The sequence below is a fragment of the Alteromonas lipotrueae genome, from assembly GCF_019249255.1.
GTDB classification, from domain to species: Bacteria; Pseudomonadota; Gammaproteobacteria; order Enterobacterales; family Alteromonadaceae; genus Alteromonas; species Alteromonas lipotrueae.
On the sequence record NZ_JAESDJ010000002.1, the window covers coordinates 167,101 to 186,479 of the forward strand.

A 19,379-nucleotide genomic window follows, 5' to 3' on the forward strand; every position below is an offset into this window, starting at 1 on the left:
CGAAGTGTGACAAATTTAACGTCGGTAGCAGCCTATTTAGTTAAAAAAATATGGTTGCTGCTTGCCATCCTGCTTGTTCTATTCGCGCTGTTAATCAGCGCCGCTCGCTATGCGCTGCCGCATATTGAACACAACAAGCATCTGCTGGAAGACTATATCAGCCAGCGCTATGGCGTAAATCTGACTATTAACAGCGTGCATGCAGTATGGCAACGCTCTGGGCCGAGTATTGTCTTAAATTCGGTCTCCATGGCGCAAAACGATGCGTCTCCCGTTGGGCTCAATATTCGTCAAGTCTACGTTGAATTGGACTTTTGGCAGTCTTTGAGACGACAAATGATCTCATCTACACGTTTTGAACTTCGCGGCCTTAAGCTTGATGTTGATGCCGATAGGTTCGAGCGTGCAGGCGATAACAACTTTCCTGTTGTTAATGCATTAAAAAGCTTATTTCTAGAACAACTCCAAAGTTTCTCTCTAGAAGAAGGGGAAGTGCTCCTCTCTAAAAATAGCGAGACTCAGTCTTTTATTATCGACCAGTTAACGTGGAATAACAGCGGTAAACGTCACCAAGGCTTAGGGCAAATGAAGGTGGCCGATGTATCGTCGAATTCTGCTTCTTTCATTATTGATGTGACTGGCAATAAAGATGCCTTTGAAGGGGTTTTTTATGCCCGCGCTGAAGATTTAGATATTTCACCCTGGGTGAGCGACTTAATTAAAACCAAACGTCCGCTGACTGAAAGCCGCGCAAATTTCGAAATTTGGGCCGACGTGCAAAGTAATGGTATCACCGGCGTTCAAGCTCAGTTTGAAGAAAGCTTATTAGAATGGGGCGGGGAAGAATACTCGTCCCTAGTGACAGGTATTCGTGGTGGCAGTATTGAAGCTGTACCTACACAAGATGGATGGAGCGTTAGGGTAGATCAATTGGTGGTAGACTCTGGCCACGAAACCATAGAAGCTGATTTCGTAGGTAAAGTGAGTAATTCAGGTGACGCAGTAGTCAGCATTGTAAAACCGGTTCAGATAAACCCATTCCTGATGCTTTTGCCGCTATTTATGGACGACACCAGCGAAGAGGAAATTCGCGCGCTAAATCCCAATGGGCAACTTGCTACCTTGGAGCTTCAATTTAGAAATCGTCGCCCAGAGTTAACCGCTAAAATCCTTGATTTGTCGTGGGAGCAAGCCGGAAAAGCCCCAGGCCTTACCTCGCTAGATGCCGACGTATACTGGTATAAAGATTCTGGAGCGGTTTACTTAAAAAGTGAAAACAGTACCTTATCTGCCGACAATATTATTAAACAAAATCTCGATATCAATACCTTCAACGCTAACCTGTATTTTCACACTCAGGCGGTAGGTGATGAAAAGCAATGGGTGGTGACGGGCAAAGATCTCTTGTTCGACAGCAAACAGTTAGTGTTAGAGCCAGTATTTCGGGCCAATCTAACCACGGGCAACCTAGACATATTTGCCAATCTTAAACCCTTAGCGTTAAACGCAGTCAGTGATTTCTTTCCTGCCTCGTTAATGGGCGTGAATACCGATAAATTTCTTACCCGCGCCTTTGGTGGCAAAGGTAACGTAAGCAAGGCGCAAATATTGTGGCACGGTAGCCCCAAAAACTATCCGTTTCACGACAACAGCGGCATTTTCCAAGCTTATGTCGACATTGAAGATAGTGACTTTGTATTTTCCTCAAAATGGCCAGCCCTAAACGATTTGGACTTATCTGTATATTTCCATAATGATGCCTTGGTGATGGAAAGCGATAAGGCGACTTTGGCAGGTGTTGAAGTCGCGAGCATGTCTGCTGCTATCCCACGATTACACCCATCTTCATTGTTGACGATTTATGCAGAAGGTTCTGGTACAGGCGAAAAGGTAACGTCGTTGATGAAGCAGTCTTCAATTGCCAGCTCGCTAGGGAAAGTGTTAGATAAAGACGTGCAGGTCTCGGGGCCATTATCGGCAAGCTTAACATTAGATATACCCTTTAAAGGCAAAGATGTACGGGTTCAAGGTGAAGCCCAGTTAAACAATAACGATGTGTATATTACCAGCACGCGTATGCAGTTCGATGACGCCAGTGGTACGCTGAGCTTCGACAATGCAAAAATTGACGCTAATGGGTTAACTGCGAGCTTATTAGGCCAGCCTGTGGAAATGTCAATTCAGGGGCGTCAGAACGACAGCTACGACGTTAATGTGAACCTTAAAGGGCGGTGGCATGTACATCCGTTAGTGAAGTATGTAAAAACCGATCTCATTGATTACTTAGACGGTGAAACCCATTGGCAGGCCGATGTGAATTTAAGCCTATCGAATAGCGACTTTTCTTACAATGCCCAGGTTAACGCTGATTTAACGGCAACCCAAAGCTTGCTGCCAGCGCCGTTTGCGACAGTTCAAGGTACCAGTCTGCCACTTCAAATTAACAGTGAAGGTAACCTACAAGCCTCTAATGTAGAGGCAAGATTAGGTGACAATATTCACTTCGACGGCGTATTGCCCCATAAAGAAATGCAGTTCTCTCGAGCGCACCTTTCCTTAGGCGACGCAGATGTGGGTGATAGAGGTACCGGGTTCAGTATTGCCGCGAATCTAGAGCAGGCCGATATTGTTGAATGGTTTACTACCCTGCAAACGCTCATTGTGCCAAGCAAAACGAACGAGACTAGTGCGAGCTTAACCGCCAACACACGCACAAGTACCAACACTAATAGTGATACGTTATCGACGGAAAACCGTGCCCAAAAGCAAAATATCTTCGGGGTGCCATCACGCATATTTGTGACCGCAGATACCCTAACCGGATGGGGGCATTCACTAAATAACGTGTCTTTAACCGCTCGGGAACAAGACAAAGATTGGCTGTTACAAGTTGATGCGGCGAAAGTGCGAGCGACTATCAGGGTTAATAACGATATTAATAACCAAGGTATCGATATTAACGCCGATTACTTAGTACTGGATAAACCCACTACTGAGGCTGCTGATTCAACAGAGGCGCCAGAAGAAGAAATCGAGATGGCTAAGCAGCGCGCGGACGTAGTGGAAGTTGACCCGCTAGATTTGCCTCCCATCTACTTCTATTGCAGTGTTTGTAGTGTCCATGGCCTTGATTTAGGCGAAATCACGCTTGATGTAGCAAAAACTGATCAAGGCTTACAAATAAGACAATTTCTCACGCGTTCTTCCAGTGCGGATGTCACTGCAACCGGATACTGGCAGCATGAAGGCGGCGATATAACCACCCGGTTAAACGGTACGCTTTCCTCTCCTGATGTGGGACAAATGCTCAAACAGCGAGGGATCACTTCGGGTATTAAAGACTCCGAAGCCGATGTTAAATTTGATTTAGGTTGGCCTTCTTCCCCGTTTGATTTTTCGTTAGACAAAGTAAGTGGTGACGTAGATTGGGCCCTCACTGACGGTTATCTCACTGAGGTTAGTGATAAAGGCTCGCGCATATTCACATTATTCAGCCTAAACTCATTAGTACGCAAGCTAAGCTTAGATTTTAGAGATGTATTTGCCACAGGATTCTTCTACGACAAAATGGGTGGAAGCTTACAAATTGCTGACGGTACCGCCTTTACCGACGATACCGAAATAGACGGCGGTGCAGGTGAAATTGAAATTAAAGGCTATACCAACTTAAATACAGGTGGCCTTAATTACAATATTACGTTTGCCCCTAATGTAACGGGGAACTTACCCTTTCTAGTGTATTTTTTAGCTACGCCCCCAACGGCATTGGCTGCGCTGGCGTTAGATCAAGTGTTAACATCAGCTAAAGTTATCTCGAACGTTAACTATAAGGTTTCTGGCACCATTACTAATCCGCAGTTCGATGAAGTAGAACGACATAGTAAAGATATAAGCTTACCGGCGAATGTGTCGCCAGAAAGCACTTCGCCATTAGATCGGCCGCTTACCGAAGATGATTTACGCAGAGTAAAAATGGAGGTTATCGATGGTTAATCTAGTTGCAGTTCAAATGACATCTACGCCCAGTGTAGAAGACAATTTGAATCATGTAGAACAGGCTATTTCCCGTGAACAAGTTCCAAAAGACAGCTTAGTAGTATTGCCAGAATGCTTTGCCTGTTTTGGTACTAAAGATGGCGAGCTACTCAATGCCGCCGAAGTCAAAGATGAAGGGCTGATACAGCAACGTTTATCGGCGCTCGCCAAAGCCCATGAGTGCTACATTGTTTCGGGCACGTTTCCTATGGTTACCATTGATGCGTCAAAGTTTTCAGCGGCGTGTTTATTGTTTGGCCCAGACGGCACGGTATTGGCCGACTATCGTAAAATTCACCTTTTTGATGTGTCGGTGGATGACAATACGGGCAGCTACAAAGAATCTACGTTTACAAACCCAGGCAGTGAAGTTGTTACGGTAAAAACCCCAATTGGCAACATTGGGCTAGCGGTATGTTATGATGTGCGCTTTCCAGGCTTGTTTACCGCCATGGGCGATATCGATATTTTAGTGTTGCCCGCTGCCTTTACGCAACGAACAGGTGAAGCGCACTGGCACACGTTAGTGAAAGCGCGAGCCATTGAAAAACAATGCTATGTGGTAGCTGCCAACCAAACCGGTGAGCACCAAAATGGCCGTGAAACCTATGGTCATAGCCTAGTGGTTTCGCCGTGGGGTGAAACCTTAAGCGAGCTACCTCAAGACATTGGTGTCATTCAAACCAGTGTTAATATTGAAGCGCGACAAGCCATTAAACAAAATATGCCGGTTGCCGAACATAACCGATTCAGGAGTCACTTTGTCTAAATCTGTTGAACGCCATTTACTGTCTGACTCTGGACTAGATGTAGCGTCGCTAGAAAGAGCCCTTTCGGGTATCCATCGTCACGATACCGATTATGCTGATCTTTATTTTCAGTCGAGCCAACACGAAAGTTGGGTGCTCGAAGATGGCATTATTAAAGAAGGTAGCTACAACATTGAACGTGGTGTTGGCGTTCGTGCTATCAGCGGTGAAAAAACCGGTTTCGCCTATTCAGATGAAATCAGCGAAGATGCCTTAGTAAAGGCGTGCAACGCTGCGCGCAGTATTGCCCCTGATGGTGGGTCTCAGAAAGTATCATCCCTAGGACGTAGCGATTATCAAGCGCGCTATGGTGAGAAAAACCCTATTTTAGCCATGCAAGATGCCGAGAAAATTTCTCTGCTAAAAGCCGTGGACGCGTATGTTAGGCAGCAAGAGCCATCAGCCAATCAGGTTGTGGTTAGCATTAGTGGTGTGTACGAAGAAATTTTAGTGGCTGCCAGTGATGGTACATTCGCCACCGATATCCGCCCCTTGGTTCGCCTTAATTGTTCTGTGTTGCTTGAAGACGGTGATCGTCGTGAGCGCGGCAGCGCGGGTGCTGGCGGCAGATACGCGTATTCTTTTTTTGAGTCAGATAAAGACGGTCGCCCCTACTATGAGCAGTTAGCCGACGATGCCCTGCATATGGCCCGGGTTAACATGCAAGCGGTAGCCTCACCAGCGGGTGCTATGCCGGTAGTATTGGGTAATGGCTGGCCTGGTGTATTGTTACACGAAGCGGTGGGTCATGGTCTTGAAGGCGACTTTAACCGTAAAGGTGCGTCAACCTTTAGTGGGAAGATTGGTCAGCGAGTAGCTGCAAAGGGTGTAACAGTAGTAGACGATGGCACATTGGCTGATCGTCGTGGTTCGTTGTCAGTAGATGATGAAGGCACTCCCACGCAGCACAATGTCCTTATTGAAGACGGTATTCTAAAAGGCTACATGCAAGATAAGCATAACGCCAAGCTAATGGGTGTTGCGCCAACTGGAAACGGTCGTCGCGAGTCTTATGCGCATTTACCTATGCCGCGCATGACCAATACCTACATGTTAGAAGGGCAGTACGATCCTAAAGAGATTATTGCCTCTATCGATAAAGGTATTTACGCGCCTAACTTTGCTGGTGGGCAAGTTGATATCACATCAGGCAAATTCGTATTTTCTAGTGCAGAAGCATACCTCATTGAAAATGGTAAAATTACCGCACCAGTTAAAGGCGCTACTTTGATTGGAAATGGCCCTGAAGTTATGCAGAAGATTTCCATGATTGGCAACGATGTGGCATTAGACAACGGCGTTGGCGTGTGTGGTAAAGACGGCCAAAGCGTGCCTGTTGGCGTAGGCCAACCTACATTGAAAATAGACGAGCTTACTGTGGGCGGAACGGCGTAAATTACGCGTTACGCTAGTGTGAGAATTCGAAAAAGGCGCCGGTTGGCGCCTTTTTTAATGCAATATTTTTGACTGTTTATATACGGTCAGTGCAGCATGTTGCTGCGAAAGAGCCTTCTATTCCAAAGTGACTACCATATCAAGACTGGTAGTAACACCACTGGGAGAGGTAACTAGCGCACTTACAATCGCACTGGTGCTGGCTTCCGACTCATCTAATAGATTAGTCAGTACGAAGGATAGTTGTCTGTTACCTGCCGCGTTGGTAGAAGGCACGGTGGCTTCAAGTGAACCTGAAATCCCCCCTTCAGAGCTTGTAATGCTAATTTCTGTACCTTCTGCTAATGGCTGATTAGCGGTATCTGAATAGGCTAACGATAGCAACGCATTGCTTCCTCTTGGGATACTCAACACAGGCGTTAACCCAGGCGGATTAGTGTTGTTCGCTAGCTCATCGGTACTGCTGTTAAACGTTAGCAACGCAGATGACGATGACATAATAACCACCATGGCGCGCCTCACATGCAGCGCGCTATTCCCGCAGGTTGTGGCATCGCATTGCGGGCCATCAAATAATCCATTGGCCAGGGTAAAGTCACCTGAACTGTCGTAATCGAAAAAGGGCTCTGTGGCGTCATAGCTACCGTCTTCGTTATCGTCACGCCATGCCTCGGGATAATCGATAAAGCCCGTGGTATCAGGCAGTAATATGGATAGTCCATTGCCCGTACTGCCGGTAATTGCGCCGCCATCAGCATCGTCGTATAGGTTATTGCCATTAGCGTCTATTAAGGTTTCATGGCCTACCGCTGTTACCATTACCGTAATTCGGTGATCGGCTACTCTTGGCTCAGCACTCGTCCAAGTCACACTGCACCTGCCGCTTTGGGTGGTGCAGCTTGGCTCAATTAACCCGCCTTCGGTGGTGAAGTTCAGCGTGGTGCCATCTGGCACTGGATTGTTAAAAGCATCAGCCGCGCTAGCGGTAATGGTTAATTCGTTGCCGTTAATGTTGTGTGCTTCAGGGTTCAAACTCGATGGCGACAAACTAATACTGTTTTGATCGGGCAACCCAGTGTTCACGCTAAGCAAGTCAGACTGAGACTGAATGCTAGTATCATCAATGTCGGTAACGGCGGTAACGCGAACGGCAGTAGGCACGCTACCTGCTGTCACAAAAGTGCTGACTTGGCCTTCAGAGTTAGTCAGTGCACTAGCAGGAGAAAGCGCCAGGCCACCAATATTACTGTTTAAGCTAAACGCTACTTCTTGTTGAGCAAGCGGATTACCCAACGCACTGTTAACTTGAAAGGTTACTCTTGATACTGAGCTTGCATCTTGGCCGCCCGTACCACTGATTACAATTGATGACGGAGACGCATCGATAAAGGCGATGCTACCTGCGGTTTCAGGCAGAATTTCTATAGAACGGGACACACTTAACGTACTGCTATTGATAGTAACCGTTGCACTTATCTCGTCGTCGAAGCCGGTATTTCCAGCGCAACTATTGTCTTGAAATGTAGAGCGGGCTTGTCCGCTTGCGGTAAATACGGTTTCATCAATATCGGCACTATCGTTCGCCACACAAACAGAGCTAAAGGTTACGGGAATACTGGTGGCATAGGTTTCGCCTTCAGAATTAACCAGTGCTACGTTAACACCAAGGGTTGCGCCAGCGGCGATGACAACGTCTTCGTCCGTGGTGTAACCGTCTACCCCTAATAAACCGGCTACAAATTCGCCGTTATCAAACGTACCAATTCGAATAACTTCATCGGTTACCGCAGAAGACTGAATTTCATAATTGAGTGTAGCGGTTAGGGTTTGTTCATTATAAACATATGACACAGTGGCCGTGCCAGCACCTAGGTTATCGTCGGTAGGTATTAATTGACTATTGGCAAGGCCGTCATTAGTGGTTAGCGCGTCATCTATGCTTACCGAACCGCGAGACACTTGGAAGCTCACAATGGCATCTGCAATTGGGGTGTCATCGATATTTATCAGCGACGCACTAAGGGTGCCGGTTTCATCAGCGGTAATCCTACTAACTTGATCGCCTGCACTGTCACTTAAGGTTAGTGAAAGGGTGGGTAAAAACACGGTATCGGTGTCGGCAATCAAAAACTCAATGTTTGCTTCTGACGATGTGCTGTCGTAAGTAGCGGTAATCGTGCTGGCACCAGCAATAGCGCTATCTGAGTCTAAATACACAATGGCTTCACCGTTACTGTCAGTGAGCTTGTCGCTAACAGAGAGTGTGCCTATACCGCTTGTAAAACTGATTATTTCTCCGGTTAATACCGCACCATCTTCGGTAATGGTAGCAGTGATGCAGGCAGTATCACCAATCTCGAAACTAGCCTGATTAACCGTATTACAGTTAGCATCGCTAATCTCAAGAGAAAGTGCTACGACTGGAGAGGTGGTGCTATCGTCGCTATCCGAACTGCCAAAGGGGTCGTCGCCGTTTGCCCCCGAGGTACCATTACATCCTGATAATACCCAAACGAAAGCAAATGCCGCTAAGAGCCGCCCCATATACCTCTCCTTATGTTGCTACTCTTTTTGAGTAACGTCTTTTAAATATTGGAATAACTCCCTGTAAGCTTTAGGGGGAGCATTCTTTTCTTGTTCTTTTTTCACTTGGCGGTGGAACTGTCTTAATTTTTGTCTATCTAGCTCAGGGTATTCTTCAATAAGCCCTTGAATAGCGTCGTCACCACGGGTGATTACATCTTCACGAGCACGTTCTAATTCATGAAACGCAGCGTTATTTGCTTGATGTTGATGGGTTATTTTAGCCAAGGCGACTTCAATAGGGGAATTATCCCTTTGTCTAAGTAGCTTACCAATGAACTGAAGTTGCCTTCTGTAACCGTCTTTTTTCTTATTGATGACACGGGCAATATCTAACGCATCTTTCAATTCTTCATCAAGCGGAATGGTGGCGTAGTGGGCAGGGGTAAGGTTTACTACGGTTTGCCCCAGCTTTTGTAAGTCTTTAGATTGGCGCTTTAGTTCGCTTTTACTAATGAGCTCTTCTTCTGGCTCGGCGCTTTCTAACTTAGATTGTTGTCGTGATTTAGATTTCTGATCGCTCATTTCAAACTCATAAGTGTTACACTTTAGCTAAATTGTAACTATCACAGTCGGATTTAGACAGCGAAACTTACTATGCAAATTGAGCAACAGTTATCAGAAATTCAGAATGTCGTTGATGATGTACTGAAATTAGCCCTAAAAAATGGGGCAACCCAAGCAGAAGCAAGCATGTCAAAAGTGGAAGGTATTGCGGTATCTTCACGTATGCAAGAAGTTGAAAACGTAGAGTTTACCAACGATGGCGGCTTGGGAATTAGTGTTTACGTAGGTAAGCGAAAAGGCAGCGCCTCTACGGCTGACTTAAGCAAAGAAGCACTTACCCGTGCCGTGGAAAAAGCCGTCGATATTGCTAAGTACACCAGTGAAGATCCTTGTACTGGTCTTGCCGATGCTGAACTTATGGCCACAGAATTCCCCGATTTGGATTTATATCACCCGCAAGAGCTTGATACAGAAAAAGCCATTGCCACCACAATTGAAGCGGAATCTGCTGCATTAGGTTACGACCCGCGCATTACAAATTCAGACGGTGCATCGTATAACGCTAACCTTGGTATGCGTGTTTACGGCAATACCCACGGTATAAATGCAGGGTATCCAAGTAGCCGTTACAGCTTAAGCTGCATGGTGATCGGATCGCAAGATGGCGACATGCAGCGTGATTATGCGTACACAGTCGACCGACAGGCGCCTTTGTTGCAATCGGCAGTATCTATTGGGCAAGAAGCGGCAAAAGCCACTGTAGAGCGTTTAGGAGCCCGCAAGATTAATACGGCTCAGGTGCCTATTCTGTTACACAAAGACATAGCGTCTAGTTTATTTGGGCATTATGTGGGTGCTATCAGCGGGGGTAGTTTGTATCGTCGTTCATCGTTTTTGTTAGATAGCTTAGGAAAACAAATTTTTCCAGAATGGTTAAACATTGAAGAACGCCCATTTATAAAGTCGGGCTTAGCGAGTTCTAGCTTCGACAACGAAGGCGTTGCTTGTAAAGACATGACAATAGTTGATGGCGGAAAGCTTTCTACCTACCTTTACACCACGTATTCGGCTCGCAAGCTAAACACCCAAACCAATGGTCACGCAGGTGGCATTCACAACTGGTTAGTGGGCGACACAGGTCATAGCGACAGCGACTTGCTAAAAGAAATGGGCACTGGCTTATACGTTACCGAGCTTATGGGGCAGGGCGTGAACACGGTTACCGGCGATTATTCTCGCGGCGCAGCTGGGTTCTGGGTAGAAAATGGTGTTATTCAATACCCTGTTCACGAAGTGACTATTGCAGGCTGTTTACAAGATATGTTTGCTGGCATTGTGGCAATTGGTAAAGATAAAGATTTACGCGGTAGTGTGCATACCGGTTCTATCCTTATTAATCAGATGAAAATAGCAGGAAGCTAGTTTCTCTGTTTGGATTTAAGTCGTTCAATCTCACATAGTTTTATGTAGCGAGCTTGAATGAACTTACTTAATTTAAAGACTGCCGCTGGCGAAATTCGCTAGGCGGCATCCCTTGTGACTTTTTAAACCGCTTCGAAAACGTAAACACATTGCTGTAGCCCACGTAGTTGGCAATATAAGCAATGGGCCATTGCGTGCTTATCAGTAAATTTTTAGCCCTTACCATGCGCAGATAAATAACATGCTGCATGGGGCTTCGACCAAACTGCGCAAGGCATAGCCTGTGTAGGTGAGGGGCCGAGTAGTGCACTTTGTCTACCAAGGCGTCTATATCCCAATTGAACTGCAATTGTTTTTCTACCGCAGCAAACAGGGCCGACAATCGTACTTGGTGCGTGCTTTTCACCGGGGTGGCAATATGCTGCAAATATTGCTGAATAATTGGAATAACCGCTTGCCGATGTTGGCTATTGGTTTCTAAATACAGTAATTCCATCGCATGGTGCAACCCTGCCAACTCAATGTCGTGCTGAACGGGGTGTGCTACATCAAAAAAATGCTGCCATCGAGGGCAATCGGATAAATTCAGCCAAATAATGTCCCACTGCTCTTGATCCGCTCGCGGCGCTTGATCGGCTCGCGGCGCTTTCCCAGCGTTAATTTTATCTTGTACTTCACTGGCTTCGCTTTTCGTTACTTCAGTTGCATCCGGCGTTGCGCTGGTTTCATCAAATTGATCAATTTGTACTTCAAAACTTTGGTGCGCTGGCAAAATAATCACACTTGAAGCTGGTAGTGCGTACTCGCCAGACGGGGTGAGTATTTTACCGCTGCCGTTTAATGAATAAAAAAGAGTGTGGTTAGGAGGGGTAACTCGGCCAACTTGATAAGTGCCTGATAAATTCGAGCAGCCCGCCAACTCAATGTCTAGCGCTTTAATTTCTGGCGCATTTGTACTATCTATAAAGCGTTCAAGGCAGTGTGGCCCAATATTCACAATATCGCGAAAGGTTCTCTGCGCGTGCATATTTTGGGAACCAGAAGAAGCTAAGCTAGTAGGTTGCATAATTGTAAAATGAGAGTTTTGGATAAATTAAAGAGAGAAACAAGCATAAAGGATTGCGCGTGTTTCCGCTATATTTCACCTGTTATTAAAAAAACCTACCGTAAAAGGAGCCAGTAATGGCAAATGTTGCTCAAGTTGTTGCGCAAAATGATTGGCAGAACCCTGTCGTATTTCAAAGAAATCGCGTAAATGGACATAGTCCATTAAACGGTTTTTTAACCCAAGAAGATGCTAAACATAACGTTAATGCGCAAAAACAAAGTTTAAATGGCGAGTGGGATTTTAGGTTATATCCCCAACCTGAGGCCGTTACAGAAGACTTACTGAGCGAGGTATTGTCTGAAGCTGCAAACTGGCAGCCTATTATCGTGCCTTCAAACTGGCAACTGCAGGGGTTTGATAAGCCTATTTACTGCAATGTTAAATATCCTTTTCCGGTAACCCCGCCAGACGTGCCTAGCGATAACCCCACAGGCTGCTACCGCACCACGTTTACGGTAAATGAAGAGGCCGTGCAACTGCGTAATCATATTGTGTTTGAAGGGGTTAATAGTGCCTTTCATCTTTGGTGTAATGGTGAATATGTGGGGTATTCGCAAGATAGCCGTTTACCGGCCGAATTCAATTTAACGCCTTTTTTAAAGGTTGGTGAAAATCGCTTAGCGGTAATGGTAATTCGCTGGTCTGACGGGAGCTATTTAGAAGATCAGGACATGTGGTGGTTAAGCGGTATCTTCCGCGATGTGGTACTGGTAACGAAACCACAGCATCATATTCAAGATGTATTTGCCACACCAAAATTAGATGCTTGCTATCGGGATGGCCGCCTAGATGTTCGCACTGCGATTAACGCCCCAGCAAGCTATACGGTGGGCATTCAGTTATTTGATGGTGAAACCGCCGTTACCGCACAAACTGTGTCGAGCACCAATAACCGCCGCATAGACGAGAAAGGCGGCTGGGATGATGTGATTTTTCAATCGTTAACAGTCACTGAGCCTAAGAAATGGACGGCAGAGAGTCCCTATCTATATCGCCTAGTCGTCACTTTGTTTAACGACGCAGGTGATGTGGTCGTTGCCGAAGGCTACAACATAGGTTTTCGTCAGGTCGATATGCTTGATGGCCAGTTATGCGTTAACGGTAAACCTATTCTTATTCGTGGCGTAAACAGACACGAGCATCATGAAAGTAAAGGTCATGCGGTGAATGAAGCTGACATGATTGAAGATATAAAGCTATTAAAGCAAAACAACTTCAATGCGGTACGCACTGCCCATTACCCTAATCATCCGCGTTGGTATGAACTGTGTGATGAGTATGGTTTGTACTTGGTAGATGAAGCGAACATTGAAACCCACGGCATGTTTCCCATGGGGCGACTGTCTAGAGATGCATTGTGGGCCGGCGCTTATTTAGCTCGTTATACGCAAATGGTAGAGCGAGATAAAAACCACGCATCTATTATTATTTGGTCATTAGGTAATGAATGTGGTCATGGGCCAAATCAAGATGCCATGTACGGTTGGTCTAAAGCGTTTGACCCATCACGACCTGTGCAATACGAAGGCGGTGGTGCGAATACTACCGCTACCGATATTATCGCCCCCATGTATGCCCGGGTAGATACCGATGTACTTGATGATGCCGTGCCGAAATGGGCCATTAAAAAGTGGTTATCGCTACCTGGTGAAACTCGCCCTGTTATTTTGTGTGAGTACGCCCATGCCATGGGGAACAGTTTAGGAAGCTTTGCGGACTACTGGCAGGCATTTAAAGACTATCCACGTTTGCAAGGGGGCTTCATTTGGGATTGGGTCGATCAAGGCTTAGTGAAGCATACAGACAGCGGTGAGGCCTATTGGGCTTACGGTGGTGACTTTGGTGATACTGACAACGACCGTCAGTTCTGTATTAATGGTTTGCTGTTTCCTGATCGCACACCGCACCCTGCTTTATTTGAAGCGAAGTACTGCCAACAGCATTTGACATTCACGCTTAAAGCACTAGAGAACGAACAAGCTAGCAGCTATCAGTTAACCATCACCAGCGACTATGTATTTCGTTCAACCGATAACGAAATTCTGCAGTGGCAATTGCTTAAAAACGGCGAATGCGTTGCCAACGGCACTGAAACATTAAGTATTGGCCCCCAGTCGTCACAAACACTTGTGATAACCCCAAATATTGAGTTTGTACCCGATGCGCAATATCACCTTAATATTGATGTAGCGCTAGCAAACGACTGTGACTGGGCGAATGCTGGGCATGTGTTAGATACAGAGCAGTTCGAGATTGCTAACACCGCAGGTTTATCTCCTTTAACATCGGCCAGTACTAATACTGGTGGTGCTAGTAATGGCGAGAATAAAGCGAAAGAAACAGTAACGGTAGAGCGTAGCGAAACTAAGGTGAAGACCCACGCGGCAAGTAATAACTTCGTGCTTGATGCTAACACTGGGTTACTTACTTCCTGGTTAGCCAATGGCGAAGAGCAGCTCAGTGCGCCACTAGAAGATAATTTTTTCAGGGCACCATTAGACAATGACATTGGCGTAAGTGAAGTGGATAACCCCGATCCAAATGCATGGGAGTCGCGCTGGCGCCGCGCTGGAATAGGGCAATGGCAGCGCAGCTGTGTTGGTGTCGATATTGTTGAATGTGCACACGATGTGCGTGTGACGGCACTGTTTAACTACCATCACAACAATGCTTTAGTCGCCTCTACTCGTTGGTGCTACCGCGTGAATTTAGCTGGCACATTAGCATTAGATGTTCAGGTGAAATTAGCCGATGCATTGCCCCCTATGCCGCGTATCGGTTTGCAGTGGGCAGTGCCTTATTCAAGTCAGGCTGAAGCCAACATTCAGTGGAAGGGATTAGGACCATTTGAGAACTACCCCGACCGATTAGCTGCAGCAAGGTTTGGTAGTTACAGTGAAAGCATCGCGAGTATGCATACGCCTTATATATTTCCTACCGACAATGGGCTTCGTAGTGACTGTCGAGAGCTTAGCCTTAACGCTATAAAAGTAGCGGGTGATTTTCACTTTGCTGTAAGCCCGTACGGGCAAAAGCAGCTTGATGCAGCTAAGCACACCTGCGACTTAACTACTGCCGACAGTACTTACGTGTACATCGACCATGCTCACATGGGGGTAGGCGGCGATGACTCGTGGAGCCCAAGTACGCACAAAGCCTTTTTGTTAGAGAAAAAAGCCTATCGTTATTTTTTATCTTTTACTGCATGCTCATAAGAGCATCGCAAACTAGCTAAGCTTAAGTGCGTTCAAAACTTACATTATAAATTTAGAACGTAAAAAAAAAGCCGCTCTATTGAGCGGCTTTTTTTGTATTTAATCAGGCTATTACTTACAACGGTAACTACCATTGGTATCTCTGTTTGGGCTAATTAGCCGTCGACAGAGCCACAGAAGCGGTAACCTTCACCGTGAATGGTCACAATCAATTCTTCGTCAGAAGGATCTGATTCGAAATGCTTACGAATACGGCGAATAGTTACGTCTACTGTGCGGTCGTTAGGGCGAAGTTCACGGCCTGTCATTTCCATAATTAGCTGTTCACGGGTAAGAATTTTACCTGGGTTGCTAAGGAATAAGTGTAGTGCACGGAATTCACTGCGTGGTAACCGGAACTCTTTACCTGTTGGTGAAATAAGAGAACGGCTGTCGCCATCCAAAATCCAGCCATTGAAGTTTACACGGCTTGGTAAATCATCGTCTTCTGCAGAGTTTGTGGTGCGAGATAATAAGTTACGCGCACGAATAGTTAGTTCACGAGGATTGAAAGGCTTGGTTAGATAGTCATCTGCGCCAATTTCCAGACCTAAGATACGATCAACGTCGTTATCACGGCCAGTAAGGAAAATAAGACCTACATTTTTACGGTCACGTACTTCACGTGCCAAAATTAGGCCATTTTTACCTGGCAGGTTAATATCCATAATAACCAAATTAATTGCGTGATTTTCAAAGAAGTCATGCATTTGATCACCATTTTCAGCTTCAAATACATTGTACCCTTCTGCTTCGAATAAACTCTTTAGCGTGGTACGTGTGACCACTTCATCTTCAACAATTAACACATTTGGCGTCTGCATGGTGTTTTACACTCTTTATAAAATCGGTTTAAGCAATTACTGATTAAATTTTAATATTCGTTTACTTATATGCAAGTTACTATCGAATATTACTAAATTCAAGGTATTGGGGTTAGCCAACAAATTTCAAGCAAAGTTCAATAGTTATACAGGTATTATGACGTTTTCGCACTGGAAACAGGAAAAACAATAACAAATTCTACACCACTACCTACTTCGCTGGTAATTGAGATAGAGCCATTGAGCGCTTGAGTGACTAAATTGTACACTAAGTGCATGCCTAATCCAGACCCCCCTTGTCCACGTTTTGTGGTTACGAAAGGGTCGAAAATACGTTTACGAATATCTGTTGGGATCCCGATGCCGTTATCCCGATACACTAACTTTAGCTTGTTTGTTGTAATTAATTCAGCACAGATGTCAATCTGGCCTTTTTCTATGTTCTCAAAGCCATGGATAACCGAATTCATAATAAGGTTAATAATGATTTGATTAATAGGACCAGCCTTCGTTTCAACGCATAAGGTAGGGTCGCAATCTACGTTGATGTTGTGTTGTAATTTTTTTAAGCGAGGCTGTAACGACAGTAGTATCTCATTAACTAGCTGTGCAAAGCAAAAAGTTCGGCTACTTTCGCTCGATTGATCTACTGCAACCTGTTTAAAACTGGAAATTAGCTCAGCAGCGCGGTTCAAATTGCGATAAATGATGTTTAAATTTTCATGACTTTCATCCATGAAGCGTTTCATGGCACTGGCCTTTAGCGTTTTATTCTCAAAATCCCTTTCAATAACCGCGAGTCGGTCGAGCATCATAGTAGAAGCTGTAACGCCTAAGCCAATGGGGGTATTAACTTCGTGGGCAACCCCCGCAACCATGTCGCCCAACGATGCCATTTTTTCATTTTGTACAATTTGGCGTTGAAACTCATGCAGCTTTTCAAGCGTTTGAATTAATTCTTGGTTAGCGTCTTTCAACGCATTAGTGCGTTGGCTTACCATTTCTTCTAAGCTGGCATTCAGCTTTCTGTGCTGCTCTTCGGCTTGACGCTGTTTGTGCATGTATTCTTGTATGCGAGATAGCATAATATTCACATCATCAGACAGCACGTTTATTTCTTTAATATTGGATGGTTCTGCTCGTGCCGAATAGTCTCGCTGTCTAGAGGTGCGCTGTAGGAAAAAAGAGAGTTTTTCAATAGGAACAGTGGCACGGCGTTGAAAACGCAGTGCTAACAAAAAGCTGAATATCAGTAAGAAAAACATAACCCCAAGGTTAACCAGAACCGTTTTGATAATGTGCTGGCCAAACCCGTCTGCAGACATACGAAGGTAAACCCACCCCAAGACTTCGTTGGTCTCTTGGTCAAAAATTTTACGACTACTTTCTAAGTAATCATTTTCGTCTGTAAGCAAGGGGGTTTGATCTAAGTTGGTTAGCTGTTTTTGCTTTCCAGGAATAAGTAGTTGTCCGCCTTTGTTGTAAGAGGCAAAACGTTCAACGGCACTTGAGGTGTTAGGCTCATCTGGTAAGCTTTTATAAATATGTACGTTTAACACTTTGTCAGCAGAATCTAAGAATTGCAAAGATTCTTCCACCAATGCCTGGCTAGAATTTTTAAGCGGGTTGGCAACCACGTTAGCAGTCATCTTAGATAGCAGGTTTGCGCGGTTATCCAATTCGTGTCGATAGGCATTTATTTGGGTGTAGATAGACAAACCGGAGGTGCTAACCAGCGAAATTGCGGCGATGGTCATGACCACCCACAAAAATAAACTTCGTATAGAAAGTTTTATAGCCCGATCTGTCATGCTAAATATCAGAATTTCTAATTAAATGAACGCTCAATAATAGTGGCGCATTCTTTAACAAAAAGAAAGAAACGCCGTACAAGACTATAGAGGTCGCTTACTTAAACGAACATAGATTCGTAAAGTTTAATGTATTCATCTGCAGCTCGTTCCCATGTAAAGCGGGTATTCATGCCCCTTTGCTGCATTTCTCTGAACTTTACTGGGTGTTCATAATAAAACAGCAAAGCGCGACGAATACAAGCAAGCAAGGCTTCAGGGCGTGGCTGTTCAAAAACAAAGCCGGTAGCGTCTTCGCTATGGCGGTTGTCCACCACAGTGTCTTTCAAACCACCTACCGCTCGCACAATAGGAATGGTGCCGTAGGCCAAACTGTACATTTGATTTAGCCCACAAGGCTCAAACTGCGATGGCATTAAGAAAAAGTCGGCGCCCGCTTCAACAAGGTGAGCGTGCTCGGAGCTAAACCCATTAATAAAGGCGAACTGAGAAGGGTTATTTTGCGCAAATTCACCCAAATCCATACACATTTTAGGATCGCCGGTGCCTACGATAACGATTTGCACATTATGCTGAACCAGTTCATCAAGGATAGGCAGAATATAGCCAAAACCTTTCTGCTCGGTGAGGCGGCACACCATACCAATAAGCGGAATGCTCACATTCGTCGGCAAGCCAGACTTTTCTTGCAGTGCGTGCTTGCACGTTTGCTTAGGCAGTAAGTTGTCTGCGTCATAATGTTCTGGCAAAAACGTATCTGTAGCGGGGTTCCATTGTGTATAGTCACACCCGTTTAATATGCCGGAAAGGTCGGTTTTGCGTCTAACCAAACGCTCATGCAAGCCGTGGCTGCCTAGGTCGGTTAACAGCTCTTGTGCATAATGGGGGCTAACGGTGGTTACCTTAGTAGCAAACTCGATACCCGATTGCAGCATATTGATATAACCGCCGTGAACCTGTGCCAGTATGCCGGGGTGATGGCGAAGAAATGGCACTTTTTCAAGTAGGTTTACCCCTTGGAACGCGGCATTGTGAATAGTGAACACGGTACGGGTTTTATCGAAAAAGCCTGTGTTGTCGAAAGCCGTCAAGTAGGGCAGCATGGCCGTATGCCAATCGTGGCAATGGATAACATCTGGCGAATAATTGATAGCTTGAAGGGCAGCTAATACTGCGCCGCTAAAGAAACAAAAGCGCTCGCCATTATCTTCATAGGCTTCGTACGCGTTGGAATACAAGCCTTCACGCATAAAGTATTCCGGGTAATCTACAAAGTATACGGGTAGTCCGTGCCAATCCATAACTCGCACTTCGAAATTATATATTTTGTATTCGGTGAACAACGTTTGTGTTTCACATGCCGTGGGCAAGTCTAACGAGTCTGCCAATACCTTGTAGTAAGGCATAACAATAGCTACGTCTTCTCCAGCTTCTTTCAATGCAAGTGGAAGTGCTTTGCCTACATCTGCTAAGCCACCTGTCTTTACCAGTTCTTCTACTTCAGAGATAGCGAATACAATTTTCACACGAACGCCTCGTATTATATGAACGCGCCTATGGCCTCTGAATGGGCTCTATAGCTGTTGCGCGAATTAGGGCTGACATATATTCAGCCCCATATATCGAATATA

General features: G+C 45.4%; 11 protein-coding genes. 5 read left to right on the top strand and 6 right to left on the bottom strand.

The window, feature by feature from the left end; all coding sequences use genetic code 11:
• The first annotated feature begins 6 nt into the window (after window positions 1-6).
• From KYS23_RS04185 to tldD, 3 genes are read left to right on the top strand one after another with little or no spacing between them, the layout of a single operon-like run.
• The gene (locus tag KYS23_RS04185; protein WP_218418093.1) at window positions 7-3,993 is read left to right on the top strand and encodes a YhdP family protein; all 3,987 of its coding nucleotides are present in this window, start codon (window positions 7-9) and stop codon (window positions 3,991-3,993) included.
• Window positions 3,986-4,804, top strand: coding sequence for a carbon-nitrogen hydrolase family protein (locus tag KYS23_RS04190; RefSeq protein ID WP_159528059.1), 819 nt, complete (start codon window positions 3,986-3,988; stop codon window positions 4,802-4,804). Before KYS23_RS04185 ends, KYS23_RS04190 begins: the two co-directional genes overlap by 8 nt.
• Window positions 4,797-6,239 (top strand): metalloprotease TldD, encoded by a 1,443-nt coding sequence (tldD, locus tag KYS23_RS04195; RefSeq protein WP_159528060.1) that lies wholly within the window; start codon window positions 4,797-4,799, stop codon window positions 6,237-6,239. Before KYS23_RS04190 ends, tldD begins: the two co-directional genes overlap by 8 nt.
• A gap of 117 nt (window positions 6,240-6,356) precedes the next feature.
• Here tldD and KYS23_RS04200 read toward each other — a convergent pair whose 3' ends face one another.
• Window positions 6,357-8,783: an Ig-like domain-containing protein gene (locus KYS23_RS04200; RefSeq protein ID WP_159528061.1), complete on the bottom strand. Its 2,427-nt coding sequence runs from the start codon at window positions 8,781-8,783 to the stop codon at window positions 6,357-6,359.
• A gap of 18 nt (window positions 8,784-8,801) precedes the next feature.
• A complete protein-coding gene (gene yjgA, locus KYS23_RS04205) occupies window positions 8,802-9,347 on the bottom strand; it encodes a ribosome biogenesis factor YjgA (RefSeq protein WP_013785846.1) in 546 nt (181 codons plus the stop codon).
• A gap of 72 nt (window positions 9,348-9,419) precedes the next feature.
• Between yjgA and pmbA the strand changes: the two genes are divergently transcribed.
• Window positions 9,420-10,751, top strand: a complete 1,332-nt coding sequence (pmbA, locus tag KYS23_RS04210; RefSeq protein WP_129735835.1) for a metalloprotease PmbA — start codon at window positions 9,420-9,422, stop codon at window positions 10,749-10,751.
• Window positions 10,752-10,818: 67 nt separating this feature from the next.
• Here pmbA and KYS23_RS04215 read toward each other — a convergent pair whose 3' ends face one another.
• Window positions 10,819-11,778, bottom strand: coding sequence for a helix-turn-helix transcriptional regulator (locus tag KYS23_RS04215; RefSeq protein ID WP_232370552.1), 960 nt, complete (start codon window positions 11,776-11,778; stop codon window positions 10,819-10,821).
• 155 nt (window positions 11,779-11,933) lie between these two features.
• On the opposite strand from KYS23_RS04215, the gene KYS23_RS04220 reads away from it, so the two are divergent.
• Window positions 11,934-15,074, top strand: a complete 3,141-nt coding sequence (locus tag KYS23_RS04220; protein WP_218418094.1) for a beta-galactosidase — start codon at window positions 11,934-11,936, stop codon at window positions 15,072-15,074.
• A 155-nt stretch (window positions 15,075-15,229) separates the two neighbouring features.
• Here KYS23_RS04220 and arcA read toward each other — a convergent pair whose 3' ends face one another.
• From arcA to glgA, 3 genes are all read right to left on the bottom strand, one after another.
• Window positions 15,230-15,937, bottom strand: a complete 708-nt coding sequence (gene arcA / locus KYS23_RS04225) for a two-component system response regulator ArcA (RefSeq protein ID WP_013785842.1) — start codon at window positions 15,935-15,937, stop codon at window positions 15,230-15,232.
• Window positions 15,938-16,092: 155 nt separating this feature from the next.
• Complete coding sequence (locus KYS23_RS04230; RefSeq protein WP_159528064.1) at window positions 16,093-17,748, bottom strand: HAMP domain-containing sensor histidine kinase; 1,656 nt, start codon at window positions 17,746-17,748, stop codon at window positions 16,093-16,095.
• Window positions 17,749-17,849: 101 nt separating this feature from the next.
• A complete protein-coding gene (gene glgA / locus KYS23_RS04235) occupies window positions 17,850-19,274 on the bottom strand; it encodes a glycogen synthase GlgA (protein ID WP_218395754.1) in 1,425 nt (474 codons plus the stop codon).
• Between the last annotated feature and the right edge of the window lie 105 nt (window positions 19,275-19,379).

What these genes read in the sequence shown, in the direction of transcription:
- KYS23_RS04190 (WP_159528059.1), top strand. Translation starts at nt 3,986, where the DNA reads ATGGTTAATCTAGTTGCAGTTCAAATGACATCTACGCCCAGTGTAGAA.
- KYS23_RS04200 (WP_159528061.1), bottom strand. Translation starts at nt 8,783, where the DNA reads ATGGGGCGGCTCTTAGCGGCATTTGCTTTCGTTTGGGTATTATCAGGA.
- yjgA (WP_013785846.1), bottom strand. Translation starts at nt 9,347, where the DNA reads ATGAGCGATCAGAAATCTAAATCACGACAACAATCTAAGTTAGAAAGC.
- pmbA (WP_129735835.1), top strand. Translation starts at nt 9,420, where the DNA reads ATGCAAATTGAGCAACAGTTATCAGAAATTCAGAATGTCGTTGATGAT.
- KYS23_RS04215 (WP_232370552.1), bottom strand. Translation starts at nt 11,778, where the DNA reads ATGCACGCGCAGAGAACCTTTCGCGATATTGTGAATATTGGGCCACAC.
- KYS23_RS04220 (WP_218418094.1), top strand. Translation starts at nt 11,934, where the DNA reads ATGGCAAATGTTGCTCAAGTTGTTGCGCAAAATGATTGGCAGAACCCT.
- arcA (WP_013785842.1), bottom strand. Translation starts at nt 15,937, where the DNA reads ATGCAGACGCCAAATGTGTTAATTGTTGAAGATGAAGTGGTCACACGT.
- KYS23_RS04230 (WP_159528064.1), bottom strand. Translation starts at nt 17,748, where the DNA reads ATGACAGATCGGGCTATAAAACTTTCTATACGAAGTTTATTTTTGTGG.